The following is a 26,887-nucleotide window of genomic DNA, read 5'->3' on the forward strand; positions in this document are numbered from 1 at the left end:
GTTCACCCGCCATCCCCCAAACCCATTTTTGTTTATTGGTTATTGGTGTTAATAGGTGTGGTGTTCCGATTTGACTTTTCCCCCCCCCCCCCCCCCCGACAAGGCGTCGCCTACGGCGTCGTGTATTTGCTCTGCATTCCGGTGCGGAGTGGCAGTGCCGCTTTACTGCTCGGTGGTGCCGTCCTCACCATCAACCTCGTAGATCCGCCGGTGAAGCTGTTCACCGGCCAGTCCAGCCCGGCGCCCAGGTCAAACCAGTGCCGATCCTTGCGGCCTTCGGGCGTTGCAAGGTTCACCGCCGCCCAGGAGAACACCCCAAGCAGGACGGAACGCCCGTGCTGCGTTGTGCGCACGGACAGCGCAAACGGCGCGGCGAGTGCGGCGCGGGTGACCAACATGGCCTGTTCGTCCTCGGAATGTCGACGCCCACCCGTGAGGAACCGGGGCGTTTCAAGGATCTTGACCCACTCGACCACTGCGTCTGCCACCTGGGCGCGCAAGGAGTCTTCGATGCCCTTCCGGACGGCGGTCGCGGGATCATCGCCGAGCCAGCCAAGCCAGTGATCAGGATCAGTGAGCTTGCTGAAGTCGTCCTGCGGCACCCCGTGACCGGGATTCTCCTGGTACTCACCTGTCAGATTCCCGCTGCCATCCACCAACCACGCGCCGCGGATTGCCTCGGGAGGTACGTAGCCGTTCGGGTCGTCGATGTACGCCGGGTCGATCTCGGCGACGCTGCCACCGGGATTCTCCGCAGCCGCGGCCAGGAGCGCCGGCTCGCTCGGTATGCCTCTACGCCGACTTCGCGAGCCAAAACGCCCCACGTTCCCACCTCACCGTTGTCCCCGCGCAGTTGACCTGCATTGTGCCGCACCGGTCAGGACCGCATGAAAGGCGGCGTGCGTGACGGCGACGGGTGGGTGGGGAGTCTCCGCGAGTTCGATGTGCACCTGTCCCCACACACGACGCCGCTGTCGTGGCCCTACCCAGCGATCTTGTTCGCGCATCCCCTTGAGCGATCGACACCTGCCCGCCAGACATGACCAAGATCCACGTTCGTGCGGACCTCAGGCGGCTGCCGGCCGCTCGCGCAGCAGCAGCCCCCCGGTCACGGCGACTGCGGCCGCGGTCAGCCCGTGGACGCCGTACGCGGTCGCTGCCGGGCCTCCTTCGTTCAGCACGATCAGCATGTCGCCGGCCGGGACGACGGCCATGGCCGCCATCGCCAGCCCGAGCGCCTTGCGTTGGCCGGCCAGCAGCAGCGCGAGTATCACCAGTCCGAAGCCGGTGTCGCGCATGCCCTTGGCCGCCAGGATCCCCTCCCCCTGGCCCTGTGGCCAGGTCGGCAGCCCGAAGCCTTCGGCCGACGTCTGCGGGACGAGGAGGAAGAGGGCCCCGATGTAGAGGAGGAACAGGCCACCGAGGACGGCGAGGATGGTGGCGAGGCGCTTCATGGTCATGGCGAATCTCCTGAGGGTGTCGTACGGCGCAGGGCAGGACGGGATCGGCGGCGGGCATCGCCTCGCGACGCATCGCAACCGCATCACTGACAGCAGGGAGCGGGCTGAGACTTCGTCTCTTGCCCCGGACGTCTCGGCATTGGCCCGACGTCGTGATGGCCGGGGCTGCTGCAGCTCGCCGGTTTCGGCGATGCCGCCGATGTCGTGGCAGGGCCAAGAGCCAAGGGCCAACTGCGCGGCAGGGACCGGACCTTGGCGTTCGAGGCTTCCGTCAGGCAGGTGCCGGTGATCGCGCTCGGCGGCAGGCTGGTCAGGGGCAGATGATGTAGCGGCCGCGGAGGCCGCCCTCGGCGGTGGCCCGGTGGGCGGCGGCGGCCTGGTCCAGCGGGACGGCGGCGTGGACGCGGGTCGGGAGTTCGCCGGAGGCGGCGCGGGTGAGGAGGTCGGCGAGTCGGGTGCGGTCGGAGGCGGTGACCACGGAGGTGACCGAGATTCCGCGCTCGGTGGGGGGTTCGAGGCCGGGCCGCAGTCCGACGTAGGCGCCGCCGTCGCGGACCACCTTGAGGTCCTGGTCATTGAGTTGTGCGGGGTCGACGACTGCGTCCCATTCCGGCTCGGCGCGTACGGTGAAGTCGGCGCCGAGGCCCCGGACGAACTCCTCGTCGCCGACGCGGGCGAGCCCGGTCACCTGCCAGCCGCGCTCCTGAGCCAGTACGGCGACGTTCGCCCCGACCGCCCCCGCGGCGCCGGTCACCAGCAGCCGGCCGGCCCCGGCGGGCGCGTCACCGAGCAGGTCGACGGCCTGCGCGGCGGCCAGCCCGTTGAGGGGGACCGTGGTCGCGGCCAGCAGGTCAAGACCGTCGGGGACCGGGGCGACGTCGGCCGCCGCGACCACGATCTGCTCGGCGTAGGTGCCGTAGTCGCGGTCGAAGCCGGCCACCAGTCCGGCCACCCGGGTGCCGACGGCCAGATCGACGCCCGGCCCGGCCGCGTCCACGACGCCGGCGAAATCCCAGCCCAGGCCGGCGTGTTCGGGCTGATTGACCAGCCCGATCGTGTGGAAGAAGCCCGCTGCGACGCCGAGGTCGGTGGGGTTGACCGTCGCCGCCGCAATGGCGACGCGGATCTGGCCGGGGCCGGGCTCGGCGGCGGGCACGTCGATGATCTCGATCGAGTCGGGCCCGTTCGGGACGCGGACGACGGCGGTGCGGAAAGTGGCAGCACTCATGGCTTTGTTCCCTTGCGGTGGGGTGATCGATTCCGAGCTCCATGCTGGTTTCGTTAACCTCACTGGGAAAGAAGGCACTTGAAAGTGCGTAAGCCCCCGTCGGGTACGGAAGGAGCGATCGATGTCGACGCGGACGGCGGCCCAGCAGCGGGCCGATGAGAAGACGAGCTACAACGCGTTCATGGCGGGCTGCCCCAGCCGCCAGCTGCTCGAACGGATCTCCGACAAGTGGGTCGCGTTGATCCTCGCGGCGCTCGGCAGCGACGGCCCGCACCGTCCCGGGGTCGACCACGAGGACGGGCCGCGGCCGATGCGCTATTCCGAACTGTCCCGCCGGCTCGCGGGCGCGAGCCAGAAGATGCTCACCCAGACCCTGCGCTCCCTCGAAGGCGACGGTCTGGTCACCCGGACCGTCACACCCACCGTGCCCGTCACCGTCACCTACGAACTGACCGACCTCGGTCTGTCCTTGAACCGCGTCATGGCCGGCCTCAAGGACTGGGCCGAAGCGCACATGAGCGACGTACTCGCCCACCGCGAGGAACACCACCGCGCGGCAGCCGACGACTGAGCCTGCGGTGTGAACCTGCAGCCCACACAACCGGGGCGTTCGACGGCGTTCCGGCCGCGGAGCCAGGCGACATGGTCGGCGGAGAAGTACGCTGTGTCCGCACGGAACCGCCCGGTGCAGCCGCCGTCACAAGCCGGCCTCGGTCCATACCGTGAAGCGGCGATGCGCGGTGACGGGCGACGTGCCGAACGTCGGCGGCAGATGCCGCCAGGCACATCCACCCACTGGTCGGTACACACACCACCGCCGTGAACACGGCCCGCTCGTCGCGCGGCGCGGCCCCACCACCTTGCGCACGAGCAGCAAACGACGGCAGCAACGGTTCGGCCAATTCCCCGAGTTCATCAGGAACCAGACGCTTCGACAGATCAGCACCCACGACCGGCATCATGCCGCTGTGCCGAGGTTCAGTAGTCGTCACCGGCTACGGAGGGTGCGTGACGGGCCCAATGGCTCATTGGATCAGGTCGGTGTGCGGATGCCCGGGGGAGGTCGGGCAGACGTAGAGCTGCATGTTGTCGGTGCTGCCCACTTCGACCGCAGTCGGCTGCGAGGGGTCTTGGCCGGCGTAATGGGCTGCGTAGGCGGCGGCCTGGTCTTCGCACGGCGCCCAGCTGCGTCCCCCATCACCGTCCCATTCGAAGGAAGCGATGGTCAGCAGCGGGACCATCTGCACATCGCAGACAGTGCAGTATCGGCTATACGGGTCGGTGCGCCCCCACGGGGGCCAGCCGCCGACCTTCCAGCCGGGAGCGTCAGCCAGCTCGCAGTCATAGAAGTCCCGCGGATAGTCCCCGTAGGCGCTGTCCACGCCGACGCCGGCTCCCTGCCATCTGCTCCGGTCCTCCACCATCAGCCGCATCTCCGGGCTCAGATCGAGGCTGCCGGGGTACTCGGTGATCGCTTCTGGTGCCAGCACGCACGGCTCCGGCACATAGCCCGGATAGTTCGCCTCGTACGGTTCCGGCGGTGTGGCGAGGATGTCGACGACCGCGGCGGCGGACCGCCAGAACAGCGCGGTCGACGGCTTGTAATCCGGTTCGTGGTCGTAGGGGCACCAGAGAATCTGGAGCAGATCGGCCTGGCCGGGCGGCCGCAGCAGGGGTATGTCGCGCAGATACAGCTGAGCCACGGGCAGCATGGGGACCGGGCAGTCCGCAGGCCACGGAGGGCTGGCGTCGAGTCGCTCCGCGAGCCCCGCGGCGCTCCGTTCCTTGAGCGTCTCCTCCTCGGGCGTCACCTCGAAGTCACCGGAATCAGGGTGCCACCGGGCCTGCAAGCGTCTCTCAAGCCGCACCATAGCCGGCGACTTGCGGAACCCGCTGTCGCGGTGCAGGTGCGAGCTTTCGCAGTGCGGCCACGGCTCCTCGGCCGGCCACAGCAACGGCCCGCCGACCGAGCTCTCCCTGACCGAAGGCGACCCCGGGCGGGGATGCAGCCGAATCGCGGGGCGCGCCAAAGAAACCAGCTCAGGAAAGACCGCGCTCACATCTACAGGCCGCGGCGGAGTCGTACGTACAAAGACCATGCCGGTGATCCTGCCACCAGCCACCGACAGTCCCCTGCCCCCTCAATCGGCGTCGTTGGCGTCGGTGTTCAGTTGGTCAAGTCCAACGCACGCAGGCGCACGGCCGGGAGGCTGGCCCACGGCCCCCGCGGGGCCTCACCTGGGTGCCCCCGCCTCCAGAATGCCCTTCAGGGTCCGCTCGTCCCTGGGCATCTCCTTGCGTACGTGCGGGCGTACCACGAGAGGGACCAGCGCCTTGCCGATGCCGTGGCCCTCGAAGTCGAGGGAGAGCGTCAGACGTGAATGCTCGCCGTTGTCGATCGGCTCGATCGTGCCCTGGACATCGCCGCGCACCGGACCGTCGATGCCGTGGATGTGCCAACTCCTCGGCGGATCAAGGTCGATGACCTGCATGGTGGTGACCATCTCCCGACGCCCCATCCGCCGCGTCACGGCGACCTTCGAGCCGGCGGTGATGGGCGCGTCGCCCAGGAGGCGGACCGAGACGGCGCTCTCCTGCCAGTCGGGCAGGTGGGTCGGGTCGGTCACGTAGGAGAAGACCTCCTCGGGGCTGCGGGATATGTCGATGGATTCCTTGATGGTGGACATTTTGCCCTCTTTGTCGCCTTCTTCGTGCCCATTATCACTTCATATAAATAATCCCATGACGGGCGGAGCATCGCTATCGTCACGAAATGCGGCGATGCCGAGGTGCGCGAGAGTGAGGATGATCCAGCTTTCAACCTGCCGAAATGCCAGAGAGTTACTGCCTGGTTACCCTCCTGCGCACGCCCTTGATCGGCTAGTTTCATGACGGCGTCGCCACACCGGGGGCACGGGGCCCCGCAGGGACTAGCGCGCCGTAGAGGACACACTCCTTGACCACGACCACGATCACGATCACGACCGACATGATCAAGGCTCGTCCGTACACACCTCACTGCCAGGTCATCCACGACGACGGCGCACACGCCGTGATCGGCATCTCGCCCGGCAACAGTTACTTCACGCACCGGCGGATCGCCGAACTGGCCGCCTGGGGGCTCGACCAGTTCGAGCAAGTGGATCTGATCTGGACCGACTTGCACGTCGCCGACATGTACGAAGCCCTGGGCTATCCGCTCGACGACGCGCGCCGCAAGGCGGTCAAGCAGCTGCGCGGAGTGCGCGCCAAGGCGAACGCCGCCGTCACCAGCCTGGACCCGGACGGCAAGCGCCTGCGGGGCAGGCCCATGTCCGCGCTGCTCGACCTGCCCGCCTACCGGCAGCTCCGCGCCCACCTGGACGATCTGCTGGCCACCGACCGGGAGTTCCGCACGGTGTGCGACCAGTTGGTGGACGAGTTCCTCACCAGCAAGGTGCTGGGCGGCCAAGCGCCCACCGATCGGCAGCGCGACGTGTGCCGCGCCTACGTCATCGCCGAAGCTCCCTTGTTCCTGGACACTCCGGCGATCCTCGATGTCCCGTCCTCGCTGAACTGCTACCACCAGGCCCTGCCGATGGCCGACCTGCTGTACGCGCGGGGGCACGGCCTGCGGGCGTCCCGCAACCAGGGGCACGCCATCGTCACCCCCGCCGACGCCACCCAAAGGGAACTCGTATGACCACGGGCACCACACCTCTGCTCGACTTCCCGTTCTCCCCACGCGGTGACCAGCTCCCGCCCGAGATCGAAACCCTGCTGCGCCGCGAGCCGATCAAGCGGGTCCGCACCATCGCCGGGGATACGGCCTGGCTGGTGTCGTCGTACGCCCTGTGCAAACAAGTGCTGGACGACGCCCGGTTCTCCCTCAAGGACACGTCCGCCGCGGGGGTGCCGCGTCAGTACGCGCTGACCATCCCGCCGGAGGTCGTCAACAACATGGGCAACATCACGGGCGCCGGGCTGCGCAAGGCCGTGATGAAAGCCCTGAACCCCAAGGCCCCTGGCCTGGGCGACTGGATGCGCGGCCACGCCGAACGGCTCGTCGACCAGCTCATGGCGGAGGGAGCGCCGGCCGATCTCCGCCGAGGGTTCACGGTGCCCTATTCGACGGGGCTGCACTGCCGCATCCTGGGCATCCCGCCGGCAGACGCCGGCCTGCTGTACCGGTCGCTGCACATCGCGTTCATGAACAGCCCCCGGGAGATCCCCGGTGCCCGGATGAACTGGGACCGTGACATCGCCTACATGACCGACCGGCTGGACGACGCGGACGGCGGACTGATGGGCGACCTGGCCGCGCTGCGCGGGACGCCGGACTACGCCGATGTCAGCGACGAGATGCTGGCCACGGTCGGAGTGACGATGTTCGGCGCCGGAGTCATCTCCGTCATGGGGTTCTTGACGATGGCGGTCGTGTCCCTGATCCAGCACCCCGAGCTGAAGGAGCACCTGGCCGCCGACCCGGTCCTGATCCCTGCCGCCGTGGACGAGCTGCTGCGCATCAACCTCTCCATCGCCGACGGGCTGCCCCGCATCGCGACAGCGGACGTCCAGCTGGGTGACGTCACGGTGCGCACGGGCGAGCTGGTCCTTGTCCTGGTCGAGGCCGCCAACCACGACCCGGACGAGTTCGCCGACCCGCACACCGTGCGCCTGGACCGGCCCAATGCGGGCGCGCATCTGTCGTTCGGCGGAGGACAGCACTACTGCCCGGCGACCGCGCTGGGCAAAGCTCACGCCCAGACCGCGATCTCGGTTCTGCTGGACCGGATGCCCGCCCTGGACCTGGCCGTGCCGATCGAGCAACTGGTGTGGCGCACCGGGTTCATGAAGCGCATCCCCGAGCGGCTGCCGATCACCTGGTGACCTTCACCGTGTGACAGCACACGGCAGCGCCCTCGGCCTTCCTCCGCCTGGCCGGGGGCACTGTCGCGTCCGGCCAATACGATCACGCCAACATCCCTGCCGTAAGTGCCGGTTCACGGTGGCGTTCGCGACACCGATGGCCGACGAAAGCCGTCCGAACCGTTCCGCTAACATGATCGAACTCACCAGGAGTGCCCTGATCGCCCGTACTTCACCAGAAAACCATGCTATCTAGCACGAAGAGTGAGCCAATTAACCACAACTAACAAATCGGCCAAACATTGATATCTATAGCATCGCGAATATTTTCGCGGAGAAACTGCAGAAAAGTGCTCGCCGCGTGGCGTCAGCCGCGGGCGATCCTGTGGACCACAGCGGCCGTTGTGGGCCTCGGATTCCTCATCGTGCTGGAGATCGCCGCACGTCACTACGGCGTACCGGGGCCGATGGCCAACCAGGTGCGAGAGGTGATATTCGCACCCAAATCGGGCCCCCTGCTTTACGCAGGCATGGCGTTGATGATGGTGGTCCTCACCTGGCGTCAGCGGTTCATCGCGGTCGGTTTCGCGATCGGCATCGACCTCGTCTTCCTGCTGGTTCGCTGGGTGCTCGACGCCAAGATGATGTTCGGCAACGGTGCGTTGTGGGTGCTTCTGGCCTATGGGGTCATCGCCGTCACGCGCCGCACGGGCCCGGAACGGGTTCTGCTGCTGAAGGGCGTCGGTCTCGGCCTGCTGCTGGTGGCCGGCCGCAAGACGGGCGACACCTGGCTCCTCATCACCTCCAAGACCCGCCCGTTGGTGCTCGACCAGTACCTGGCCAGCGCCGATCACGCGCTGGGCAATCCGTCGTGGGTCGCGGGCCGGATCGTCGAGGCCACCGGCTCAATCGGTGCCCATGTTCTCGACTACGTCTACATTCAGCTCGCAGTGGCCGCGGTCGTCGTCACGGTGTACCAGCTGCGCAACGTGGCGGCCGAGCGCCGCTTCCCGGGCCACCATCTGGTGCGTACGTTCCTGGTCATCGGCCTGCTCGGGCCGGCGATCTACATGATCTTCCCGGTGGTCGGACCGATCTTCGCCTACGGCACCGGCGCCTTCGGCACGGGCAGCGAGCACTTGGCGGTGGCCAATCTGTGGCCGGACACGCCGCCGCCGATCGGTAATCCGCAACCGATGCCGTTCGACGAGCTCACCCCTCGCAATTGCATGCCCAGCCTGCACACCGCGTGGGCCACCGCGATCTTCATTCATTCCCGCAAGGGGCCACGCGTTCTGCGCTACGCGGGCACGTTCTGGCTGATCGCCACCCTCGGCGCAACGCTGGGATTCGGCTATCACTACGGCGTGGATATCGTTGCCGGCGTGGTGTTCGCGTTCACGATCGACGCGGCGCTGCGCGCGCACGACCGCGGCTGGGACCGGCACGGAATCCAGCTGGTCGCCTACGGTGTAACGGTCTTTGCTCTGCTCCTGGTGTCGTATCGCTACCTGCCGGTGGAGATGTCCGAATATCCGTGGGTGTTTGGACCGCTTCTTATTCTTGCGATGGCCTCCGTGGTCTACGGCTATATGCGGACCAGCAAGCTGTGGGAACCGAAGGCGGCCGTACCAGCGCAGCGATCCGAACCGGAACCGCAACCCGAACTCGTGTGATTCAGGTTGCGGCAGGTGGTGGGCCGAGCGATTGCCGGGTGGGGTCGGGAAGCTGAACATGTGCGGGCGAAGAAATTCCTGGCACCGGCTTCCCGCCCCTCCCCCGCATCCCGTTCGGCCGGTTGCTATCGGGACGCGAGGGCCTGCCGTGTGACGTTCCTGAGGAACAGCACCGGTGTCGCCGCCGTGGCCACGGCGAACACTCCGAAGGCCGGCCGCATGCCGCCCAGCTCGGCCAGCAGGCCCACCAGGGCCGCGCCCAGCGGCATGGCGCCGAAGCTGAAGAGCCGGGCCGCCGCGCCGTAGCGGCCGAGCATCGCGTCGGGGACCATGCGCTGGGTGATGGTGCGGGCGTTGACCGTCCAGAGGGTGCCGCCCATGCCGCCGAGGAAGGCACCCACCGCCACGGCCGCGATGTTGGTGGTGAGGGCGGGCAGCGCCACCCTCGCGGTGGTGCCGATCAGGTCGGCGAACATCGCCCAGCGGGCGCCGAGCAGCCGGTTCACCCAGGTCACGGCCACTGTGCCGGCCACCCCGCCGATCCCCAGTGCGCTGAGGACGATGCCGTACTCCTGCGGCCCCAGCTCCATGGCCTGCCGTGCGTAGAGCGGCATGAGGGCCAGCCAGGCGCCCCAGACGGCGGCGAGTACGGCGACGACCAGCGAGAGCGTGCGCAGCACCGGATCGCCCCAGAGGAACCGCAGCCCCTCGGCGATACGGCTGTTGACCGAGACGGGGGCGGCATCCGCGGCGGGCCGGGCGGCCTGGAAGCGGCCCACCAGCAGGAGCAGCGCGAGGGCGGCGATCGCGTACGAGGCTCCGATCAGGCCCAGCGCGATGCCGGTCCCCGCGGCAAGGAGCAGCCCGCCGACGAAGGGCCCGGCGAACTCCTGCCCCACGGTCTCGGCTCCCACCATCCAGGCGTTGGCGCGCTGCCGCCCCGCCGGCGGCACCGCGGCCGGGACGAGCGCGGATGCGGAGGTCGAGGCGAGCACGTCGGCGACACCGAGGATCACCCCGGCGGTGAAGAGCTGGACGAGCGTGATGCCGCCGGTCACGGCTGACACGGTCAGCCAGCCCATCGCCGCGAGCCGCATCCCGTTCGCGCCCCAGAGCAGCCGCCGCCGGTCGAAACGGTCGACGAGCACGCCGATGTGCAGGGCGACGAGCAGCCAGGGCAGCGTGAGGGTCATCGATACGGCGGTGACATGGGCGGGCGAGCCGGTGAGCCGGGCGGCCAGCAGAGGCAGGGCCATCTTCATCACGCCGTCGGCGAGGTTGGTCACGGCGGTGAAGCCGACGAGGACTGCGGTGTTGCGCCGGCCGGTGTCTGTTGGAGGGCGACCCTCCAGCGTCACACCACCGAGGCCGTTGCCGGTCTCCGTCCGCTCGGGCACTGCCGTGACCATGACCCACCCCTAACCGTCTAACGCTTTAACCGGTTACGTCACTGTGGCGCACTCCCCTGCCATCACGCAACCGGCAAAACGCTTAGGCGGTAGAATGGCGGGAACGCGCAGGAGGGAAGCCGCAGGAGGTGACGCGCCATGCTGGAGCCGCCGGCCTCAGCCGTCCTGGTGGAGGCATTCGCCAACACCGTCGATGTCGAAGAGGCGAGCGACGAGATCGCCACCCCGGGCGGGCTGTCCCAGTGGCTCACGGGCCGCGGCCTGCTCGACGCGCATGGCGACGCCCCCGTCGACGTCCCTGTCGGCATCCCCGCCGACGTACACGCGAGCTATCTGGCCCTGCGCGCAGGCATCCGCGAAGAGCTGGGCGGCCACGTCGGCGACACCCCCGACCCGGACCTGCTCGCCGCCGCGGACCAGGTGCTGGCCCAACACCCCGTGCGGGTCACGGCACGCGGCTTCCTGACCCCCATGACGGAACTGCCCGCGGAGCGCAGGCCGCTGGCCGCGCTGGCGATCGCCTGGAGTGAGCTGGTCACGACCGGGGACGCCGCCCGGCTCAAGCGCTGCGCGGAGCACACCTGCGGCTGGGCGTTCTGGGACGTGTCGAAGAACCGCAGCCGCCGCTGGTGCTCGATGAAGGTGTGCGGCAACCGCAACAAGAGCCGGTCGTATGCGTCACGGCAGCGGCAGGGGACGTAGCCGCCCCGGTCGGCTCCCATACCGAGCGGCACGGACCGCCGGGAAGGGCGGTCCCGCCGTCATGGACGACGTACTACAGGACCGGCGGTCCCTGCTCGATGCGCCGCAGCACCGGTGTGAGCCGGTGGAGGGCCTCGGTGCTCTGGAGCTGTCGCTCGTCCCACCAGGTGGCTCCCGCCTCGGCCAACGGGGCGAGCAGGTCGCGGGTCTTGGCGGTGTCGCCGCCCGGCGTGGCGCCTCCGAGGACGATCTCGAAGGGGGTGTCGGAGCGGTCATCGCGCTGCTTGTGCACGTACGCAACCAGGTCGCGGACCTGGTCGATGGGCGGCACGTGGCCGTGCCTGGCATCGGTGAACAGCGGGACCGCGCCGTCCCAGCGGGCGGCCCGGCGCATCGGCGGGCGGTTCGGCCAGAAGCCGGCGACCCAGACCGGGGGCCGAGGGCGTTGCACCGTGGCGGGCAGCAGGGTCACGTCCCGTACCCGGTAGTGGCGGCCGTCGTGGTTCACCGGCTCGCCCGACCAGTAGCGCTGCAGCAGGTCCAGGCCCTCGTCGAGTCGCTCGGCCAGCACCTTCGGGTCCGTGGCGTCGCCGAAGCTCTCGTACTCGTCTTCGACGGGGCCGCCCAGACCCGTAGCGAAGGTGACCCGACCGCCGCTCAGCGCATCCAAGGTCGCCACCTGGCGGGCGAGTTGCTGCGGACGCCGCCGGGCGACCGGGGTGACCAGCGTGCCCAGCCTGATCCGGGAGGTCGCCAACGCCGCGGCAGTCAGCAGCATCCAAGGGTCTCCGAAGGGCAGGCCCGCGTGCTTGCGATGCAGCACGTGATCCCAGACGAACAGGCCGTCCCAGCCTGCCTGTTCCGCCGCTGCTGCCACCTTCGCCACAGTCTTGGGGTCGGCGAAGTCACCAAAGTTGGGGATGTTGACCGAGAAGCGCATTCCCGCATCCTGCTGCACGGCACTGGGAGCGGCAACCGGTCGGCGCCCCGCCGAACCGCCGCACCACAGCAGCCCGTCCGGCGTCAGGACTCCCCCGCCCACCGGCCCGGTGAGACGCTGGGAGCGGACTCCCCGGGGGTTGGAGCAGGGGCGTAGCCCGTGGGCGGCTGGGTCGTTGGGCAGCGCGCGGAGAGAACGGGATGTCGGCAGAGGGACAGAGAGCCGTGGGGGACGCGGAGGAGCAGTGGCAGGACGGCCGGCTGGCAGGGCTGCTGCGTGAGGTGAGACGTCAGGCATCGTGCGGGGCCGGGGCCGACGCAGGCAGGATTCTCGACTGGCTGCATCAGCAGACCGGCGTCGATGTCGCGGTGGTCGCGGGCGACGCGAGGACGGTGGAGTCGTCCACGGCGGGTTTTCCGCGGGAGGTGTTGGGCTCGCTTGCCGGGCTGCTCGGGCGCTTGTCCGGTGGGCAGTTGGCCGCAGCCGCGACCCAGGCCGATGGGCTCGACGTGCGTTGCGAAGCCCTCGGGCAGCCGTACGAGCCGCGTCCGGTACTTGTGGTGGTCGGGCGCTCTGCGCCCAGTTCGGAGACCGTCGCGTTGGCCTCGCACGCCGGCCAGGTGCTCGCCTTGCTGCGCCACGCCGACGGCGTGGACCGGGCTCGGCGGGACTATCACGACAAGGCACGCCAGTTGCGTTTCGCCGTGCTGCACGGGCTGTTGACGGGAGGTCCCTTACTGGCCCGGCGGATGACGACCGGTGCCGTTCCGCCGCTGCTGGACGCCGATCGGCTGCGCGTGCACCTGCTGCGCTGCCCGTCGGCCGACCGTGACCGGATCGCTCGGGCCCACCAGGATCCGTACGGCTACCAGGGGCAGGCTCTGATGGTGCACTGCCCCGTGTTCAAAGAGCACTTGATCTGCCTCATCGCCGACGACGGCACGCCCGGGGGATCCGGCGGCGGCTCCGGCGGCGTCGGCGGCTCCGGCGGGTCGGCGCGCGGCCTTGGAGAGACGCTGCGTCTGCTCGTACGCGACGATCCGCGCTATGCGCTGGGAGTCAGCGGCGCGCAGCCCCTCGGCGCGACGGCCGAGGCCTACAGCCAGGCCGCCCACGCGCTGGCCGCCGCCCGTACCACTCCCGGCCGTGTGGCCCACTACCACGGTCAGACGCCACTGACGGGCATCCTTCCCGCTCAGCCCGCACTCGCCTGGGCCCGCGCACTTCTGCGTCCGCTGGACTCGGTCCCCAAGGCCAGTGCCGACATCACCCGCCTGGCCGTGAGCATGCCCAGGTCCGGTGTGGCCCGGCTGCTCGGTCTCAGCCGCAACACCGTCGCCGCGCATCTCCGGCGCGCCGAACTCGCCCTGGGGCAGGACCTGTCCGACGTCCGCTGCCGCGCCGCCGTCCACTTGGCCATCGCTCTGGGCAGCTCATGCGCGGGCCCCGAACCCGATCAGCGCCAACTGCCGCCCGCTCTGCCCGACTTGCTGAGCAACGAGCCCGCCGCCGCCTGGGCCCAGACGGTCCTGCGCCCCCTGCACGCGCGGTATCGCCGCACTCTCCAGGCCTGGATCGACGCCAACACGGACGCCCAACAAGCCGCTCGCCGCATGGACATCAGCCGCAACACGGTACGGGCCCACCTGCGCACCGCAGAGGCCGTCCTCGGGCTCGATCTGCTGACCACAGGCACCGGCACCCACGACGTCGTCCACGCCCTGGACATCACCGCGGCACGGGCCCTGTGAGCATCGTGCACAACAAGCTCCCTTGGTTGAGCACCGTGCACATTGGCCGCAGGGTGCGGTGACTTCTAGCGTGGTCATGACCGCCCGTGCACCGACACCGCCAGCCCCTGACCAGGACCGGCGGACCCGCACTGAAGGGCCGCACCCGCCTCCCTCGGTGTTTCGGACCTGCCCGAACGGTGCCGGCTGCAAGGAACAGAGCGAGCCAGCGTATGCAGGACGACGCTGTAGCGGACCATCGGGGGATGCCGTGCTGCGCATGCACTTCACTGAAGGAGATCTGTCGCGGACCAGGGTGGCCGACGGGCCTGACCCGTTGTGGGAAGTCGTCCTGAGCATGCATCAACTCCAGGAGGGAGCAAGGAACTCGCAGGCGGCCGCCGTCGCGGGACGGACGTCTTCGGATCGGCGGACGATGCTGAGTGTGCTGGCCCCGCTGATGCCGACTCGCGGCTACTTTCCGGATTTCCTGACTCCCGCGGCGGCGTCGGGCGGCTTGGACAGTGGCATCGACGCGGTGCTGTCCACTCCGAAGCCGCGGCTGCGCGCCGAACTCTCCCTGCTGGCACAGGACAACGCGCTGCCCTCCTGGACACGTTCCCTCGCCGACGGCGACGTCGACGCCCTGCGCCGGCTGGGCCGCGCCCTGCACCAGTACCACTCAAGCGTCCTCGGCCCCAGATGGCGAGACGTCGCCACGCGCGTCGAGGCCGACCGGCGCCACCGCACCGGGGTGCAGTGCCGCGCCGGGACGGAGGCGATGCTGCGCACCTTCGGGCCCATGCTGCACTGGCAGCCCCCGGTGCTGACCGCCCACTACCCGGTCGACAGGGAGGTCCACCTGGGCGGGCGCGGACTGCTGCTCGTCCCGTCGTATTTCTGTCGCCGTACGCCGGTCGCCCTCCTGGACGACAGGCTGCTGCCCGTTCTGGTCTACCCGGCGCGCCCGCTTCTGCCGGACACGATCACGCCGGACTCCAGGCTGGCGCCCCTCCTTGGGCACACCCGCGCCGCGGTGCTGCAGACACTCCAAGAACCGCACACCACCACGGAGTTGGCGGAGCACGCCGGAGTGTCGCTGTCGTCGGCGAGTGAGCACGCGGCGGTACTCCGCAGGGCCGGTCTTGTGGCCAGCGTGCGGGAGCGCCAGCAAGTCCGGCACATACTCACGCAATTGGGCGCCGATCTACTCAACGCCGGAGCGCCGACCTCCCTGGTCCAGAGCAATTCGGTTGCCCGGAGCACCTTGCGGCCGCGACACTGCGCCCACCATGACTAGTGCTCCCGGGGACATGTCCATCGCGCCAGGGGGCCTGTGGTCCCGCAACTTCTCGCTCTTCTTCGCCGCCCGCGGAGTCGCCCGGCTCGGCGACATGATGGCTCCGGTGGCGCTGGCCACCGGGCTGGTCCTGAGCGGATACGGGGCCGGGGTGGTGGGTGCCGTACTGGCCAGCATGACGGCCTGCTTCGCCGGGTTCGTCATCTTCGGCGGGGTGATCGCCGACCGGGTGAACAACCGGGTGCTGATGATCGGGGCGGACCTCGTACGCGTCGTCGTGCAAGCCGTCATGGCCGGGCTCTTCTTCACCGGCCACATCGTCGTCTGGCAGATCTGTCTGCTGTCCGCCGTCAACGGCATCTGCGCCGCGCTCTTCCAGCCCGGCCTGCCCACCCTCATCCCGCGGATCGCCGCGGACGTGCAGGGCGCGAACGGGGCCATCCGCACCATCGAGTCCCTGATGACCATGGCCGGTCCTGCGGTGGCCGGTGCGCTGGTGGGGCTCACCGAGCCGGGCGGGGTCTTCGTCGCGTACGCCTTCACGTATCTGGCCAGTGCCATCTGTCTGGCGCTGCTGCGACTGCCTGCGCCGGCGGACCGGTCCGTGGTGGCGAAGTCTGCGACGTCGAAGTCCGCCGTCGCGAAGTCCGTCGTCGCGAAGTCCGTGGTGACGAAGGAGAACTCCTTTCGGTCCGATCTAGTGCAGGGGTGGCACGAGTTCAGGTCCCGCACCTGGCTCTGGGGCGTGATCGTGATCTGGATGGTCCTCATGATCTCGTCCTGGGGGCCGATGGTCCCGCTGATCGCGACCGAGGTCGTTTCCGAGTACGGTCCCAGCACGCTCGGCCTCGTCAACTCGGCCATGGGCGCGGGCATGGTGGCCGGTGCGCTCGTCGCCATGCGGGTGCGGCCGGTGCGACCGCTGCGGGCCGGTTCCGCCGCGCTGCTGCTGTACTGGCTGCAGCCGGCGTCGGTGGCGCTCGGGCTTCCGGTGCCGCTGATCGCCGCGGGGCTCGCGGCCGCCGGTGCGGCCAACGCCTTCTGGGGCGTGATGTGGACGACGAGCATCCTGACCCAGGTGCCAACTGACGTACGGAGCCGGGTCCATGCCTACGACGTCGCCGGATCGGTGGCGATGATGCCCGTGGGGCAGGCCCTCGCCGGCCCCGCGTCGGAGATCTTCGGGGTGCGCGAGGTGCTGGGGTTCAACGCGGTGATGGCGATGGTGGTGGCGGTGGCGCTGCTGTCCGTACCGGCGATCCGGAATCTGCGCAGGGCAGAGGGTCGACGCCCAACCGACTTCGCTCCGGCGGCAGTTGAGGAATCCGCCGGCAGGGAAGCCTGACGAGGTTTGCCAGTGCCCGGTGGCCGAGCCCCGACCCAGCGATCCGCTAGGGCCGTACCGCCACCGCGTCCACCTCGAACAGCATCCCCGGCAGCGCGAGTGAGGCGACGCCACTCAGCGTCTGGGCCGGCAGTCGGTCGCCGAAGCGGGCGTGCAGCGCCTTGCCGAGGGCCTCCAGCTTGTCGAGGTCGTGGTCGACGATGAAGGTTCCGAGGCGGACCACATGCTCGTATCCGAGACCGACCCCTTCCAGTGCGGATCGCAGCCGGTCGAATGCCAGGTCCACCTGAGAGGCGAAGTCTCCGGGTACGGGTGCGCCGGTGGAGTCGGAGCCGTACTGGCCGCCGATGAAGACGAGTTCGCCGGGCGCCGAGGCGGCGTGGCTGTAGCCGAACGGTGTCGGGTCGTGGAGAGTCGCGGGGTTGGTGATGGTGCGCTGATCATTCGTCATGTCTCCTCGAACGTCCGCGCGAGCATCCTCATTCCACACCGGCCGCCGGGTCGCCCGCGAACTGCGGGACTACCGACAGCCGGCCTTTCAGCGCAGGTCCAGCCGCATCAGGACCCGGGGGTGACCGGCCAGCACCGAGGTCGTGTCGGCGGCGTGGGTGAACCTGACCCAGGTGCCAACTGACGTACGGAGCCGGGTCCATGCCTACGACGTCGCCGGATCGGTGGCGATGATGCCCGTGGGGCAGGCCCTCGCCGGCCCCGCGTCGGAGATCTTCGGGGTGCGCGAGGTGCTGGGGTTCAACGCGGTGATGGCGATGGTGGTGGCGGTGGCGCTGCTGTCCGTACCGGCGATCCGGAATCTGCGCAGGGCAGAGGGTCGACGCCCAACCGACTTCGCTCCGGCGGCAGTTGAGGAATCCGCCGGCAGGGAAGCCTGACGAGGTTTGCCAGTGCCCGGTGGCCGAGCCCCGACCCAGCGATCCGCTAGGGCCGTACCGCCACCGCGTCCACCTCGAACAGCATCCCCGGCAGCGCGAGTGAGGCGACGCCACTCAGCGTCTGGGCCGGCAGTCGGTCGCCGAAGCGGGCGTGCAGCGCCTTGCCGAGGGCCTCCAGCTTGTCGAGGTCGTGGTCGACGATGAAGGTTCCGAGGCGGACCACATGCTCGTATCCGAGACCGACCCCTTCCAGTGCGGATCGCAGCCGGTCGAAGGCCAGGTCCACCTGAGAGGCGAAGTCTCCGGGTACGGGTGCGCCGGTGGAGTCGGAGGCGTACTGGCCGCCGATGAAGACGAGTTCGCCGGGCGCCGAGGCGGCGTGGCTGTAGCCGAACGGTGTCGGGTCGTGGAGAGTCGCGGGGTTGGTGATGGTGCGCTGATCATTCGTCATGTCTCCTCGAACGTCCGCGCGAGCATCCTCATTCCACACCGGCCGCCGGGTCGCCCGCGAACTGCGGGACTACCGACAGCCGGCCTTTCAGCGCAGGTCCAGCCGCATCAGGACCCGGGGGTGACCGGCCAGCACCGAGGTCGTGTCGGCGGCGTGGGTGAATCCGGCGCGTGCGAAGTTCTTGCGGATACCGGCGTACGCCATCGTCAGGTCGACCTTGGCATCACCGCTGTCGAGGGGGTACGCCTCGACCATCGGCGCACCGTGCGCGCGGGCGAACTCGACCGCGCCGGTGATCAGGGCGTGCGAGATGCCCTGCTTCCGGTGACCGGGGCGTACGCGGATGCACCACAGCGACCAGACCGGCAGGTCGTCGACGTGCGGGATCTTACGGCTGTGCGCGAAGGAGGTCTCCGAGCGCGGTGCCACGGCGGCCCAGCCGACCGGCTCGTCACCGTCGTAGGCGAGCACGCCGGGAGGCGGGTCCGCACGACACAGCCCGGCGACGTACTCGCCGCGGTCCGGGCCGCGGAGCTCGTTGTTGAGCTTGGAGGGGATCCGATAGCTCAGGCACCAGCAGACGTTGGCCTGCGGTGACTTCGGGCCGATCACACTACGGACGTCCTCGAAGACCGAAGCCGGGCGCACATCGATGGTCATGGCGTCACGATGTCATGGCAGCCATCGCGACGCCGGTCAACCCGGGGTGCTCTCCTCTACTGCCCAGTTCAGCTGATGGCGACGGATCCGGTCGGAGATCAGCTTTCCGCCGGCGTAGCCGCGGATGAAGGCCGTCATGTCCTTCGGCGTCGAGATGATCCCGTCCGATGCCCACACCGGACGCCCTCAGTACCTCGCTGACGTCCTCGGGCGGAATCGGGGGGGTGACGTCATAGCCGTGCATGTACGGCTCGGGCATCCATGCGGTAGCCCTGCGGCAGGCTGGTGCCGCGCAGATGCAGCCGGCGGTACACGAGCTGGGCGAGCAGTTCTTCGTAGCGGCGGCCCGTCACCGCCTCCGCCATCAGCGCCACGGCGATGTTGTCGGAGTTGGAGTAGGCGTACCGGGCCCCCGGACGGAACGCCAACGGCTCGTCGGCCACGCAGTCGAGGAGTCGGCGGGAGTCGAAGCGGCGGCGCGGCTCCTCGGTCACCAGGGCCAGGAACTCCGGGTCATCGGAGAAGTCCGCAGTCCGCTGGTGTGGTTCAGGAGCTGCCGCAGCGTCACCCGATGCCATGCACGCGGCAGCCGGGGAAGCGCCTTGCCGATGGTGTCCTTCAGCCGCAGCGCCACGTTGTTCGGTCACCGTGTCACCCGGCCCGCGCTAGATCGGCGTCTGGGAGGAGGGCGCGGCCTCCCCGGCGGGGGTGCGGGATGGGTCGGCGTCGGTTGTCGCAGAAACGATTCTGCTAGCATCAGTCATGCGAGGACCAACGGGCCGGTGACGGTCCAGGTGCTGCCGCTTGTCGCAATTGACCACAACTGCTCGCGCCTAAGCGATGCCCTTCGAAGCGAGCCCTGTCGCGGCCGGCCGGGCGATGGTCATGCGGCACGCCGAGATAGGCTCACCGCATGATCATCCCCTTTGTCGTTGGCGTCACTGTGCTGCTCACGGTCGCCGCCGTGGGCGTGTGGGTGTGCCTGGAGTTCTGCGCGGCGTGCCGCGAGCGCAGGCGTACGCCCGTCGGGCCCGCCGCGGACGGTCGATAGTCCGCGCCGAGTCCCCGCCGCCCCGGCGTCCTGGCGTCCCCGGCGGTCGCTCAGGGCGCGTTCGGGCCCACGTCGGCCGCCGTGAGGGGACGGCGGAGCGGCGCCGCGGTCGCGTACTCGTCGGCGCCGATGTCACGGGCGCTGCCGCGCGGGTGGCCGTCGATGTCGTCGGTCACGGTCGGTGTCCCCAGCGTCGCCGAGCCGATCGCCGGACTGCCGGCCGCCAGCCGGTGGACCCGGTCGGAGTCCTTGCGCAGGAGCGGGTCGATCCGGCGGTAGCCGCCGGCGGGGATGTTGCCGTCGGACGCCGCTCCCCACAGGATGTTGCTCTGCCAGGTGAAACCGGTGGTCTTGCCCATCGCGACCAGGCTGCCGGCGTCGCCGACCAGGAGGTTGTCGGCGATGATCACCTTCTGGGGCTCGTACTCCCTGCTCTCGCCCGACAGCGTCACGGCGTTGCCGTACAGAGTGTTGTGCACGATCACCGCGCGGTCGCAGGCGTCGTTGCCCCGCCGTTCCTCGGTCGTCTCGCCGGTGTGGTGATCGCGGGTCGTGCCGCTGCCGATCACCAGGGCGCGGTCCGACAGGTTGCCGAGGTAGTTGTTGACGACCAGATGGTCGTTTCCGTAGACGCGCACCCCGTTGGCGCCGTCGATCAGATAGTTGCCCTCCACCGTGGAGCGGTTGCCGTGGCGCAGCACGATTCCGCCGCGGCTGTCGCGAAGGGTGTTGTACCGGATGGTGTTGTCCGAGGACTTCACCGAGATGGCCTCGGGATCGCCGTCGCACCGCTCGAACAAGTTGTGCTCGACGACGGCGTCGGCGCTGGACAGCGCCCGTCCGCTGACGCCGAGGCGGATCGGTTCGCCGCCGTTGGCGCCGGCGAAGCTGTGGTCGGCGAAGTGGTTCTTGAAGATGGTCAGGCGCTGCGCCATGGCGGTCGGGCCGGGGCCGTCGACGACGATGAAGATGCCCTCGGTCTTCTTGTCGTGGAAGCGGTTCCGGTCGATCTTGACGTCGTCGCCACGGACGACGACCCAGTCGAACCCGGCGCCGGCGTCGGTGAATCCGAAGTCGTTGCGAGTCAGCCGGATACGTGTACAGGTCGCCGGGATCTCCAGTGTGGTGCTCTGGCGGAAGGCGAAGTCGCGGACGGTTATGTTGCTCGCGTCGCTTAAGACGAAGCCGCGCTCGCCGCGCAGCACCACTCCGCCGCGTGACTGCGCGACGATGGTGATCGGTGCGTCAGCGGTGCCGTGCTTGCCCGACACTCTGATGGCGCCGCCCGGCGGAACGGTGTAGGTGCCGTTGGCCAGGACGATCTGATCTCCGGGAACCGCCCGGTCGATCGCCTTCTGCAGGTCCGGCAGGGAACCGACCGGCGCTGCCGCCGACACCGCGCCCGCCGAGATCGAGGCGAGCGGCGGCACGGCGGCGAACGCCGTGCCCAGCAGGGTGCCGGTGAGGAACGTACGCCGTTGCATGGTGCCTCCTGGTTGGGGGGTGGCCTGCGTATCTGTCGAGTCATACGTGCAGTTGTGCGCGAAGGAGCCCGTCGAGTCGTCGCCATGCCGGGGACGCGGCGTTGACCGTGCCTTGGATGAGGGCGGGGATCTCGGAGGCCGCGTCCAGCTCGGGTGGTGCGTCGGTGCCGTAGCGTTCCCGGGTCGCCTCGGCGATCCGGCGGGCGAGGTCGTCGATGCGGGGATCGTCGGGGGCCAGGCCGTGTGCGTGGTCGTAGTCGTGGAAGAGCTGCCGGAGCGCCGGGTCGGCGAGGGTCTCTGCCTGGTCGTTAAAGAGTGCGGTCGCGCGGTCGGGGTGGGTGGCGAACACCAGGATCCACAGGTCGCGTTGGAGGTCCACCCAGCGCGTCGTGAATCCCCAGCGGGTCAGCTGCTCCAGATGCGCGCCGACCTCGGTGGGCAGCGGCGCCGTCAGCTGCCCGGCGGCGAGCTGGCGCAGGCGCCCCTGCGTTGCCCGCAGGCCGTGGATGCGGGCGGTCAGTTCGTCGTCGATCTCGCGCAGCGCCTCCTGGAATGCGTCGTCTGTCGCTGATCGCAGGTCCCGGATACGGGCCAGGGGGACGCCGGCTTCAGCGAGTGTGCGGATCTTGATGAGGTCGATGGCGTCGCTCGCGCCGTAGCGCCGGTAGCCCGACGCATCGCGGTCGGGCTCGGGGAGCAGTCCCTTGTCGTGATAGACGCGAATCGTCTTGATCGACACTCCGACGTACCCGGCCAACTGCCCGATGGTGATCACTCGGCCATCGTCGCATTTGACCTTTCCCCAGGGGCAGGGTCGCAGCATGGGGCCATGACGAACACGAACATGGGCACGGGCACGGGCACGGGCACAGGCATGAATACGGGCACGGACACGGGCGCGGGCGCGGGCATGAACACGGGCGCGGGCGCGGGCATGAACACGGGCGCGGGCGCGAACATGAAGGCGAACAACGATCGAGAGACTCTGCGCGTGTTGGCCGACGCGGGCAACGAGACCGCGGCGGACCGGCTGGCCGACCTCGCCGATGCAGCCGGCGATCTCGACGAGCTGAGCGCGCTGTTGGACGAGGGATGCATCCACGCCGGCTTCCTGCTCACGCGGCGCGCGGCCGCGGCCGGCGACCTGCGCGAGCTGCAACGGATCTCCGACGCCGGGTACGACGAGGCCGGCAGTGAGCTGGATCGGATGTTGTAGGCGCCGACCGACGGACATCGGCTCAGCTCCCGAGATCGCCGGGCAGGGTTTCGCCCGTCCGATCGGCGCGATCGGCAGCGCCGCGCTGATGCCGGAGCACTGCGGTCTGCCCGACCGTCTCCTCCCACGCGCCCTGCGCACCCAGACGTCCTGGTCAGACGCGATTGTCAGTGCCGCCAGGCACGATGGCCCACATGACAACCAACGCCCCTGTGTTTGCCGATGCCGCCGCCTACACCCAGGCGGTAGAGGACGCTTCGAAGGCCGCGGCCGCCTACTACGCGGGCGGCACCTCGGCGTTGGACGACGACGCCTACGACCGGCTGGTGCGGGCGATCGCCACGTTCGAGGCCGGGCATCCCGAGCAGGTGCTGCCCCACTCGCCGACGGGGAAGGTCGCCGGCGGTGCCATTCAGGGCGACGTCCCGCACACGGTGGCCATGCTCAGCTTGGACAACGTCTTCACGCCCGAGGAGTTCACCACCTGGACGGCCTCCGTGGCCCGCCGGATCGGCCGCGAGGTGGCGCGGTGGAATGTTCAGCCCAAGCTGGACGGCCTGGCCATCGCCGCCCGCTACACCGATGGCCGCCTCACCCGCCTGGTGACCCGCGGGGACGGCATGGCCGGGGAGGACGTGTCGCATGCGATAGGCACCATCGAGGGGCTGCCCGACAAGCTCACCGAACCGCTGACCGTGGAGGTTCGCGGTGAAGTCCTGATGACCACCGGCCAGTTCGAGCACGCCAACACCGTGCGCACCGCGCACGGCGGCGCCCCGTTCGCCAACCCGCGCAATGCCGCCGCCGGCACCCTGCGCGCCAAGGACCGTGCCTACACGGTGCCGATGACGTTCTTCGCGTACGGCCTGCTGCCACTGCCGGCCACACCGGCCGACGCCGCGGAGCGGTTGGCCGCGCTGCCCCACGGCGACCTCATGCAGTACGCCGCCGATCTCGGTCTGCACACCCCGGCCGGCACTCCGGTTCCCGGCGTCACGCTCACCGCCGTGGAGGACGTGCTGCGCCGGGTGGAGGAGATCGCGGCGCTGCGGGCCGGACTGCCCTTCGGCATAGACGGGATCGTCATCAAGGCCGACCTCGCGGAAGACCAGCAGGCGGCCGGATCCGGCAGCCGGGCGCCGCGCTGGGCGATCGCCTTCAAGCTGCCCGCCGTGGAGAAGATCACCAAGCTGGTCGGGGTGGAGTGGAACGTGGGCCGCACCGGCATCATCGCCCCGCGCGCCGTCCTGGAGCCCGTCGACATCGACGGCTCCACCGTCACGTACGCCACGCTGCACAACCCGTCCGACATCACCCGGCGCGATCTCCGCCTGGGCGATCACGTCATGGTCTACAAGGCGGGCGACATCATCCCCCGCGTCGAGGCCCCCGTCGCCCATCTACGCACCGGCGGCGAAGAGCCGATCGTCTTTCCCAAGCTGTGCCCGCAGTGCGGCTCCGGCATCGACACCGGTGAACTGCGCTGGCGGTGCGAGCGCGGCCGCGACTGCCACCTGGTCGCCTCGCTCTCCTATGCCGCGGGCCGCGACCAGCTCGACATCGAGGGACTGGGCGCCAGCCGCGTCATCCAGCTCGTCGACGCGGGGCTGGTCACCGATGTGGCCGATCTGTTCGCCCTCACCCGCGAACAGCTCCTCGGCCTGGAGCGGATGGGCGAGACCAGCACCGACAACCTCCTGGCCGCGATCGAGGCGGCCAAGGCCCAGCCGCTGTCCCGGGTCCTGTGCGCCCTGGGGGTGCGCGGCACCGGCCGCTCCATGTCCCGCCGCATTGCCCGGCACTTCGCCGCCATGGACCACATCCGGTCCGCCGACGCGGAGGCGATGCAGCAGGTCGAGGGCATCGGCAGCGAGAAGGCCCCGGTCATCGTCGGCGAACTGGACGCGCTCGCCCCGGTCATCGACAAACTCACCGCGGCCGGGGTGAACATGATCGAGCCGGGCGCCACGGCACCTTCCCCCGACGGCCAGGGCGAGCCCGCCGCGCAGGCGGGTCCGCTTGAGGGCATGACCGTGGTGGTCACCGGCGCCATGACCGGCCCCTTGGAGCAGCTCAGCCGCAACCAGATGAACGAACTGATCGAGCGCGCCGGCGGCAAGTCGTCCTCCAGCGTCTCCAAGCGCACCAGCCTCGTGGTGGCGGGCGAAGGCGCCGGGTCCAAGCGCGCCAAGGCCGAGTCCCTCGACGTACGCCTGACCACGCCGGATGAGTTCGCCGAGCTGGTGGCAGGGCTGTTGGCCTGACCGCCCGCGAGCGGGAGAAGGGTGGGCCCACCCCGTGCGAAGAGGGTGGCACGAGGGCACCGGCACCTGCGCTATAGTTGATCTTGAGCCCACAGCCGGAACTCCCGGCACCGGGCCTCGCGTTGGTGGTCCAAGGAAAGACGCCCCGCTTCCCGTGGGGAAATGCAGGTGCAAGGCCTGCCCAGCGCTCGCTACAAGCCCCGGGTTCCCACAGGGAGCCCGGGGCTTTTTCTGCCGCCCGGCAACACCCACGACGCAGAACAGGACCGCCTCCCCCGCACGGCCCGCCGCCTCAGCTCTGGGCTCGCTGCAGCGCGTCGTCGTGACGGCGCAGCCGGACGCTGACCGCGCCGACGGTCACCAGCGCGGTGCCCACGACCGAGAGAGGCACGGAGATCACCAGGGCGGCCAACGGTTTGGGCCAGTCCCGGTCGGACGCGCACTGCAGCGCGCTCTCATGCGCGTAACCGGAATCCTCGAAGTAGACATCCCTGCGTTCGGAGTTGGCCGGTGCCGAGCAGTCCACCGCGTTGTAGGTGGAGTCGTACGGCGTGAACACCTGCCATGCGGCATAGACCCAGAACAGGGAAGCGCAGACCAACACCCCGATCCCCCAGTTCCGAAGCCGCTCCGCCCGCAGCAGGAAGTTCTGTTCGACCGCCAGTGGGTGCAACGTGCGTCTCCTCGTGTGGGCCTTGAGCTGCCCTGAGACTCTACGGTTGACGTCCTCCCCCAGCTGAAGCAGGGGGATTCCTCTTTTCAGCTTTGCTTGTCGAAGAGCCGCGCGATGGTCCTGCGGTGCCACTCACTGCGGCACCCACGGTCACACGTGCGTTGATGGGCTGAACCGTTCCTTGTACGGACTGCTGCGTCGTACTGCCGGCGCGCGGGTCGCCTGGACCTCTCCCTCATGGTCGCGGACCGGGCCATCCGCGCTGCTGAGGACGCAGACGACCCGTCCGGATTGCGGCCGCGCAGTGGAACGTCGGCCATGTCCTGCTGTCCCACAACGAGACCAGTGCCGTCGAAGAGGCCAAGGAAGTTGCCCTCCTGGCAGCCGAACAGCTGCGCCAGATCTCGGTGCCCGAGACCGCGGAGACCAAGGCTGTTGAAGGTGCACTAGAACTCGTCGCCGTCGTCTCCGACGCACGCCGCCGTCACTGGTGGGAGGCTCGCCGACGCCTGGAGGAGCGCGCCACACCGCTGGCCGGCCAGTCTGGTGAGGCAATGTCCAGTGGACCGTGTTCGGGCCGACCAACATCCGTATGCACGCCATGAGCATCGAAATGCTGGCCGGGGAAGCCGCCGAGGGATTGCGCGTCGCCGACCATATCGACACCAGCCAGCTTCCGAGTCTCGAGCGCCGGTTCACGTTCGGTCTCGAGCTGGCCCGTAGACGGGTCCGCCCCACATTCCGCCGCCAGGTCACCGGCCTCGCCGAACGCCTCAGCCTGGTCTGACAGGGCTCCCGCGCTCACGTCCCCTTGATCAGCGGCGTCGTCAATCGATGATCTGGTCCCCGTCAGGTACGTCCTCAACCGTGACAAGGTTGCTGGGCAGCCCGAGTCCCTGAGACACCGCCTGGACAAGCCCGTCGAAATCACGGCCTGCGGGGACCGGCACCTCCTCGCCCGCGCCGTAACTCTCAATCGCCTTCACGAAGTAGCTCGGGTGCCAGGCGCCGACAGCTCCCTTGACCTGGATCGCGGTCACGGGGCGATGGCCGACGAGGCCCTTGAGCGCGGCCAGGATCTGATCGGATCGCAGTTCGCCCGGTACCTGGAACAGGCTGGCGTGAGCGCCGACAAGACCGCCGTCTCGCAACCGCACGGTGACGGTGAGACAGCTGGTGACGCTCGGATAGGTGATCACGCCCCCGGGGGCGACCTCCTTGACCTGCCCTTCCGTGACCGTCGCTCTGTCGGGTGCCGTCAGGCTGCTCGCAGCACGCGGTCCCGCGTTGGCGGGCTCGTATGCCTGGGTCGCAGGGCTGAGCCCGAGCTGCAGAGCGAGAAGCGCCGCCGGCAAGACTATGGCACTCACCGCAGTGGCCCTCCGCCTTGTCGTCCGGACGGCCCGGCGCTCACGGTGGAGCGGCTGATGCGCTGGCACGGGTTCTCTCCTGAAGAAGAAGTTGAGCCGGTTGCCCGCCGCTGCGGGTCGACGGCTGACTGGCTGATCACTGTACTGAGAACCGTTCGAGAGCCGCCCCATCCTGTCGGGTCAACAGATC

Annotated in this window: 26 protein-coding genes and 3 pseudogenes; 13 read left to right on the forward strand and 16 right to left on the reverse strand. The window is 69.4% G+C overall.

The window, feature by feature from the left end:
- Nucleotides 1–110: 110 nt before the first annotated feature.
- The 3 genes from AB0G47_RS38495 to AB0G47_RS38505 all read right to left on the reverse strand — a co-directional run bounded on the left by AB0G47_RS38495 (nt 111) and on the right by AB0G47_RS38505 (nt 2,688).
- Nucleotides 111–824, reverse strand: a complete 714-nt coding sequence (locus AB0G47_RS38495; RefSeq protein WP_360780005.1) for a hypothetical protein — start codon at nt 822–824, stop codon at nt 111–113.
- Between the two features lie 243 nt (nt 825–1,067).
- Nucleotides 1,068–1,460 (reverse strand): DUF4267 domain-containing protein, encoded by a 393-nt coding sequence (locus AB0G47_RS38500; protein WP_360780008.1) that lies wholly within the window; start codon nt 1,458–1,460, stop codon nt 1,068–1,070.
- A 310-nt stretch (nt 1,461–1,770) separates the two neighbouring features.
- Nucleotides 1,771–2,688, reverse strand: a complete 918-nt coding sequence (locus tag AB0G47_RS38505; protein WP_360780010.1) for a zinc-binding dehydrogenase — start codon at nt 2,686–2,688, stop codon at nt 1,771–1,773.
- Nucleotides 2,689–2,809: 121 nt separating this feature from the next.
- On the opposite strand from AB0G47_RS38505, the gene AB0G47_RS38510 reads away from it, so the two are divergent.
- On the forward strand, nt 2,810–3,259 hold the full coding sequence (locus AB0G47_RS38510; protein ID WP_360780012.1) for a helix-turn-helix domain-containing protein: 450 nt from the start codon (nt 2,810–2,812) through the stop codon (nt 3,257–3,259).
- A gap of 454 nt (nt 3,260–3,713) precedes the next feature.
- Here the strand turns inward: AB0G47_RS38510 and AB0G47_RS38515 are convergent, their stop codons facing one another.
- Together AB0G47_RS38515 and AB0G47_RS38520 are read right to left on the reverse strand one after the other, a co-directional pair.
- Complete coding sequence (locus AB0G47_RS38515; protein ID WP_360780015.1) at nt 3,714–4,787, reverse strand: hypothetical protein; 1,074 nt, start codon at nt 4,785–4,787, stop codon at nt 3,714–3,716.
- Nucleotides 4,788–4,922: 135 nt separating this feature from the next.
- Complete coding sequence (locus AB0G47_RS38520) at nt 4,923–5,375, reverse strand: SRPBCC family protein (RefSeq protein ID WP_360780018.1); 453 nt, start codon at nt 5,373–5,375, stop codon at nt 4,923–4,925.
- A gap of 269 nt (nt 5,376–5,644) precedes the next feature.
- On the opposite strand from AB0G47_RS38520, the gene AB0G47_RS38525 reads away from it, so the two are divergent.
- From AB0G47_RS38525 to AB0G47_RS38535, 3 genes are all read left to right on the forward strand, one after another.
- Nucleotides 5,645–6,370 (forward strand): tRNA-dependent cyclodipeptide synthase, encoded by a 726-nt coding sequence (locus tag AB0G47_RS38525; RefSeq protein WP_360780020.1) that lies wholly within the window; start codon nt 5,645–5,647, stop codon nt 6,368–6,370.
- Entirely contained in the window at nt 6,367–7,557 is a 1,191-nt protein-coding gene (locus AB0G47_RS38530; RefSeq protein WP_360780023.1) for a cytochrome P450, read from the forward strand. The genes AB0G47_RS38525 and AB0G47_RS38530 overlap by 4 nt, the downstream gene beginning before the upstream one ends.
- A 329-nt stretch (nt 7,558–7,886) precedes the next feature.
- On the forward strand, nt 7,887–9,212 hold the full coding sequence (locus AB0G47_RS38535) for a phosphatase PAP2 family protein (RefSeq protein WP_360780025.1): 1,326 nt from the start codon (nt 7,887–7,889) through the stop codon (nt 9,210–9,212).
- A gap of 125 nt (nt 9,213–9,337) precedes the next feature.
- Here AB0G47_RS38535 and AB0G47_RS38540 read toward each other — a convergent pair whose 3' ends face one another.
- Nucleotides 9,338–10,621, reverse strand: coding sequence for an MFS transporter (locus AB0G47_RS38540; protein ID WP_360780028.1), 1,284 nt, complete (start codon nt 10,619–10,621; stop codon nt 9,338–9,340).
- Between the two features lie 138 nt (nt 10,622–10,759).
- On the opposite strand from AB0G47_RS38540, the gene AB0G47_RS38545 reads away from it, so the two are divergent.
- On the forward strand, nt 10,760–11,323 hold the full coding sequence (locus tag AB0G47_RS38545) for a CGNR zinc finger domain-containing protein (RefSeq protein WP_360780031.1): 564 nt from the start codon (nt 10,760–10,762) through the stop codon (nt 11,321–11,323).
- A gap of 73 nt (nt 11,324–11,396) precedes the next feature.
- Here the strand turns inward: AB0G47_RS38545 and AB0G47_RS38550 are convergent, their stop codons facing one another.
- Nucleotides 11,397–12,263: an LLM class flavin-dependent oxidoreductase gene (locus tag AB0G47_RS38550; protein ID WP_360780033.1), complete on the reverse strand. Its 867-nt coding sequence runs from the start codon at nt 12,261–12,263 to the stop codon at nt 11,397–11,399.
- Nucleotides 12,264–12,463: 200 nt separating this feature from the next.
- Here AB0G47_RS38550 and AB0G47_RS38555 point away from each other — a divergent pair, with 200 nt between their 5' ends.
- The 3 genes from AB0G47_RS38555 to AB0G47_RS38565 all read left to right on the forward strand — a co-directional run bounded on the left by AB0G47_RS38555 (nt 12,464) and on the right by AB0G47_RS38565 (nt 16,638).
- Nucleotides 12,464–14,014, forward strand: a complete 1,551-nt coding sequence (locus tag AB0G47_RS38555) for a helix-turn-helix domain-containing protein (protein ID WP_360780036.1) — start codon at nt 12,464–12,466, stop codon at nt 14,012–14,014.
- Nucleotides 14,015–14,273: 259 nt separating this feature from the next.
- Nucleotides 14,274–15,293 carry a helix-turn-helix domain-containing protein gene (locus AB0G47_RS38560; protein ID WP_360780038.1) on the forward strand — a complete coding sequence of 340 codons (1,020 nt, stop codon included), beginning with the start codon at nt 14,274–14,276 and terminating at the stop codon, nt 15,291–15,293.
- Nucleotides 15,286–16,638: an MFS transporter gene (locus tag AB0G47_RS38565; protein ID WP_360780040.1), complete on the forward strand. Its 1,353-nt coding sequence runs from the start codon at nt 15,286–15,288 to the stop codon at nt 16,636–16,638. Before AB0G47_RS38560 ends, AB0G47_RS38565 begins: the two co-directional genes overlap by 8 nt.
- A 46-nt stretch (nt 16,639–16,684) precedes the next feature.
- Here AB0G47_RS38565 and AB0G47_RS38570 read toward each other — a convergent pair whose 3' ends face one another.
- Together AB0G47_RS38570 and AB0G47_RS38575 are read right to left on the reverse strand one after the other, a co-directional pair.
- Nucleotides 16,685–17,089 carry a Rid family hydrolase gene (locus tag AB0G47_RS38570; RefSeq protein WP_360780043.1) on the reverse strand — a complete coding sequence of 135 codons (405 nt, stop codon included), beginning with the start codon at nt 17,087–17,089 and terminating at the stop codon, nt 16,685–16,687.
- An 87-nt stretch (nt 17,090–17,176) separates the two neighbouring features.
- Nucleotides 17,177–17,251, reverse strand: a pseudogene (locus tag AB0G47_RS38575) (GNAT family N-acetyltransferase); the annotation flags it as partial.
- Nucleotides 17,252–17,255: 4 nt separating this feature from the next.
- Here AB0G47_RS38575 and AB0G47_RS38580 point away from each other — a divergent pair.
- A pseudogene (locus AB0G47_RS38580) lies at nt 17,256–17,528 on the forward strand (MFS transporter); the annotation flags it as partial.
- A 46-nt stretch (nt 17,529–17,574) separates the two neighbouring features.
- Here AB0G47_RS38580 and AB0G47_RS38585 read toward each other — a convergent pair.
- The 3 genes and pseudogenes from AB0G47_RS38585 to AB0G47_RS38595 all read right to left on the reverse strand — a co-directional run.
- Entirely contained in the window at nt 17,575–17,979 is a 405-nt protein-coding gene (locus AB0G47_RS38585) for a Rid family hydrolase (protein ID WP_360780046.1), read from the reverse strand.
- An 87-nt stretch (nt 17,980–18,066) separates the two neighbouring features.
- Nucleotides 18,067–18,639 (reverse strand): GNAT family N-acetyltransferase, encoded by a 573-nt coding sequence (locus tag AB0G47_RS38590; protein ID WP_360780049.1) that lies wholly within the window; start codon nt 18,637–18,639, stop codon nt 18,067–18,069.
- A 93-nt stretch (nt 18,640–18,732) separates the two neighbouring features.
- Nucleotides 18,733–19,267 (reverse strand): annotated as a pseudogene (locus AB0G47_RS38595) (serine hydrolase domain-containing protein); the annotation flags it as partial.
- Nucleotides 19,268–19,552: 285 nt separating this feature from the next.
- On the opposite strand from AB0G47_RS38595, the gene AB0G47_RS38600 reads away from it, so the two are divergent.
- Nucleotides 19,553–19,690 carry a hypothetical protein gene (locus AB0G47_RS38600; RefSeq protein ID WP_360780052.1) on the forward strand — a complete coding sequence of 46 codons (138 nt, stop codon included), beginning with the start codon at nt 19,553–19,555 and terminating at the stop codon, nt 19,688–19,690.
- 50 nt (nt 19,691–19,740) lie between these two features.
- On the opposite strand, the gene AB0G47_RS38605 is transcribed toward AB0G47_RS38600, so the two are convergent.
- Nucleotides 19,741–21,174 carry a polysaccharide lyase 6 family protein gene (locus tag AB0G47_RS38605; protein WP_360780055.1) on the reverse strand — a complete coding sequence of 478 codons (1,434 nt, stop codon included), beginning with the start codon at nt 21,172–21,174 and terminating at the stop codon, nt 19,741–19,743.
- Nucleotides 21,175–21,214: 40 nt separating this feature from the next.
- Entirely contained in the window at nt 21,215–21,949 is a 735-nt protein-coding gene (locus AB0G47_RS38610) for a MerR family transcriptional regulator (protein ID WP_360780058.1), read from the reverse strand.
- A gap of 54 nt (nt 21,950–22,003) precedes the next feature.
- Here AB0G47_RS38610 and AB0G47_RS38615 point away from each other — a divergent pair, with 54 nt between their 5' ends.
- Nucleotides 22,004–22,390, forward strand: coding sequence for a hypothetical protein (locus AB0G47_RS38615; RefSeq protein WP_360780061.1), 387 nt, complete (start codon nt 22,004–22,006; stop codon nt 22,388–22,390).
- 185 nt (nt 22,391–22,575) lie between these two features.
- Complete coding sequence (ligA, locus tag AB0G47_RS38620) at nt 22,576–24,654, forward strand: NAD-dependent DNA ligase LigA (protein ID WP_360780063.1); 2,079 nt, start codon at nt 22,576–22,578, stop codon at nt 24,652–24,654.
- 292 nt (nt 24,655–24,946) lie between these two features.
- Here ligA and AB0G47_RS38625 read toward each other — a convergent pair whose 3' ends face one another.
- Entirely contained in the window at nt 24,947–25,327 is a 381-nt protein-coding gene (locus AB0G47_RS38625; protein ID WP_360780066.1) for a hypothetical protein, read from the reverse strand.
- Between the two features lie 601 nt (nt 25,328–25,928).
- Here AB0G47_RS38625 and AB0G47_RS38630 point away from each other — a divergent pair.
- Complete coding sequence (locus tag AB0G47_RS38630) at nt 25,929–26,114, forward strand: hypothetical protein (RefSeq protein ID WP_360780068.1); 186 nt, start codon at nt 25,929–25,931, stop codon at nt 26,112–26,114.
- Nucleotides 26,115–26,154: 40 nt separating this feature from the next.
- Here AB0G47_RS38630 and AB0G47_RS38635 read toward each other — a convergent pair whose 3' ends face one another.
- Complete coding sequence (locus AB0G47_RS38635) at nt 26,155–26,526, reverse strand: hypothetical protein (RefSeq protein WP_360780072.1); 372 nt, start codon at nt 26,524–26,526, stop codon at nt 26,155–26,157.
- Between the last annotated feature and the right edge of the window lie 361 nt (nt 26,527–26,887).

The sequence above is a fragment of the Streptomyces sp. NPDC021622 genome (assembly GCF_040640795.1).
In the GTDB taxonomy this organism is placed as follows: domain Bacteria; phylum Actinomycetota; class Actinomycetes; order Streptomycetales; family Streptomycetaceae; genus Streptomyces.

Bases quoted from the DNA above. Each gene is read 5' to 3' on its own strand.
- AB0G47_RS38505 (WP_360780010.1), bottom strand. From the start codon at position 2,688: ATGAGTGCTGCCACTTTCCGCACCGCCGTCGTCCGCGTCCCGAACGGG.
- AB0G47_RS38615 (WP_360780061.1), top strand. From the start codon at position 22,004: ATGACGAACACGAACATGGGCACGGGCACGGGCACGGGCACAGGCATG.
- AB0G47_RS38545 (WP_360780031.1), top strand. From the start codon at position 10,760: ATGCTGGAGCCGCCGGCCTCAGCCGTCCTGGTGGAGGCATTCGCCAAC.
- AB0G47_RS38630 (WP_360780068.1), top strand. From the start codon at position 25,929: ATGAGCATCGAAATGCTGGCCGGGGAAGCCGCCGAGGGATTGCGCGTC.
- AB0G47_RS38560 (WP_360780038.1), top strand. From the start codon at position 14,274: ATGCACTTCACTGAAGGAGATCTGTCGCGGACCAGGGTGGCCGACGGG.
- AB0G47_RS38520 (WP_360780018.1), bottom strand. From the start codon at position 5,375: ATGTCCACCATCAAGGAATCCATCGACATATCCCGCAGCCCCGAGGAG.
- AB0G47_RS38500 (WP_360780008.1), bottom strand. From the start codon at position 1,460: ATGACCATGAAGCGCCTCGCCACCATCCTCGCCGTCCTCGGTGGCCTG.
- AB0G47_RS38600 (WP_360780052.1), top strand. From the start codon at position 19,553: ATGATCATCCCCTTTGTCGTTGGCGTCACTGTGCTGCTCACGGTCGCC.
- AB0G47_RS38510 (WP_360780012.1), top strand. From the start codon at position 2,810: ATGTCGACGCGGACGGCGGCCCAGCAGCGGGCCGATGAGAAGACGAGC.
- AB0G47_RS38555 (WP_360780036.1), top strand. From the start codon at position 12,464: ATGTCGGCAGAGGGACAGAGAGCCGTGGGGGACGCGGAGGAGCAGTGG.
- AB0G47_RS38605 (WP_360780055.1), bottom strand. From the start codon at position 21,174: ATGCAACGGCGTACGTTCCTCACCGGCACCCTGCTGGGCACGGCGTTC.
- AB0G47_RS38540 (WP_360780028.1), bottom strand. From the start codon at position 10,621: ATGGTCACGGCAGTGCCCGAGCGGACGGAGACCGGCAACGGCCTCGGT.
- AB0G47_RS38515 (WP_360780015.1), bottom strand. From the start codon at position 4,787: ATGGTCTTTGTACGTACGACTCCGCCGCGGCCTGTAGATGTGAGCGCG.
- AB0G47_RS38550 (WP_360780033.1), bottom strand. From the start codon at position 12,263: ATGCGCTTCTCGGTCAACATCCCCAACTTTGGTGACTTCGCCGACCCC.
- AB0G47_RS38530 (WP_360780023.1), top strand. From the start codon at position 6,367: ATGACCACGGGCACCACACCTCTGCTCGACTTCCCGTTCTCCCCACGC.
- AB0G47_RS38565 (WP_360780040.1), top strand. From the start codon at position 15,286: ATGACTAGTGCTCCCGGGGACATGTCCATCGCGCCAGGGGGCCTGTGG.
- AB0G47_RS38570 (WP_360780043.1), bottom strand. From the start codon at position 17,089: ATGACGAATGATCAGCGCACCATCACCAACCCCGCGACTCTCCACGAC.
- AB0G47_RS38585 (WP_360780046.1), bottom strand. From the start codon at position 17,979: ATGACGAATGATCAGCGCACCATCACCAACCCCGCGACTCTCCACGAC.
- AB0G47_RS38590 (WP_360780049.1), bottom strand. From the start codon at position 18,639: ATGACCATCGATGTGCGCCCGGCTTCGGTCTTCGAGGACGTCCGTAGT.
- ligA (WP_360780063.1), top strand. From the start codon at position 22,576: ATGGCCCACATGACAACCAACGCCCCTGTGTTTGCCGATGCCGCCGCC.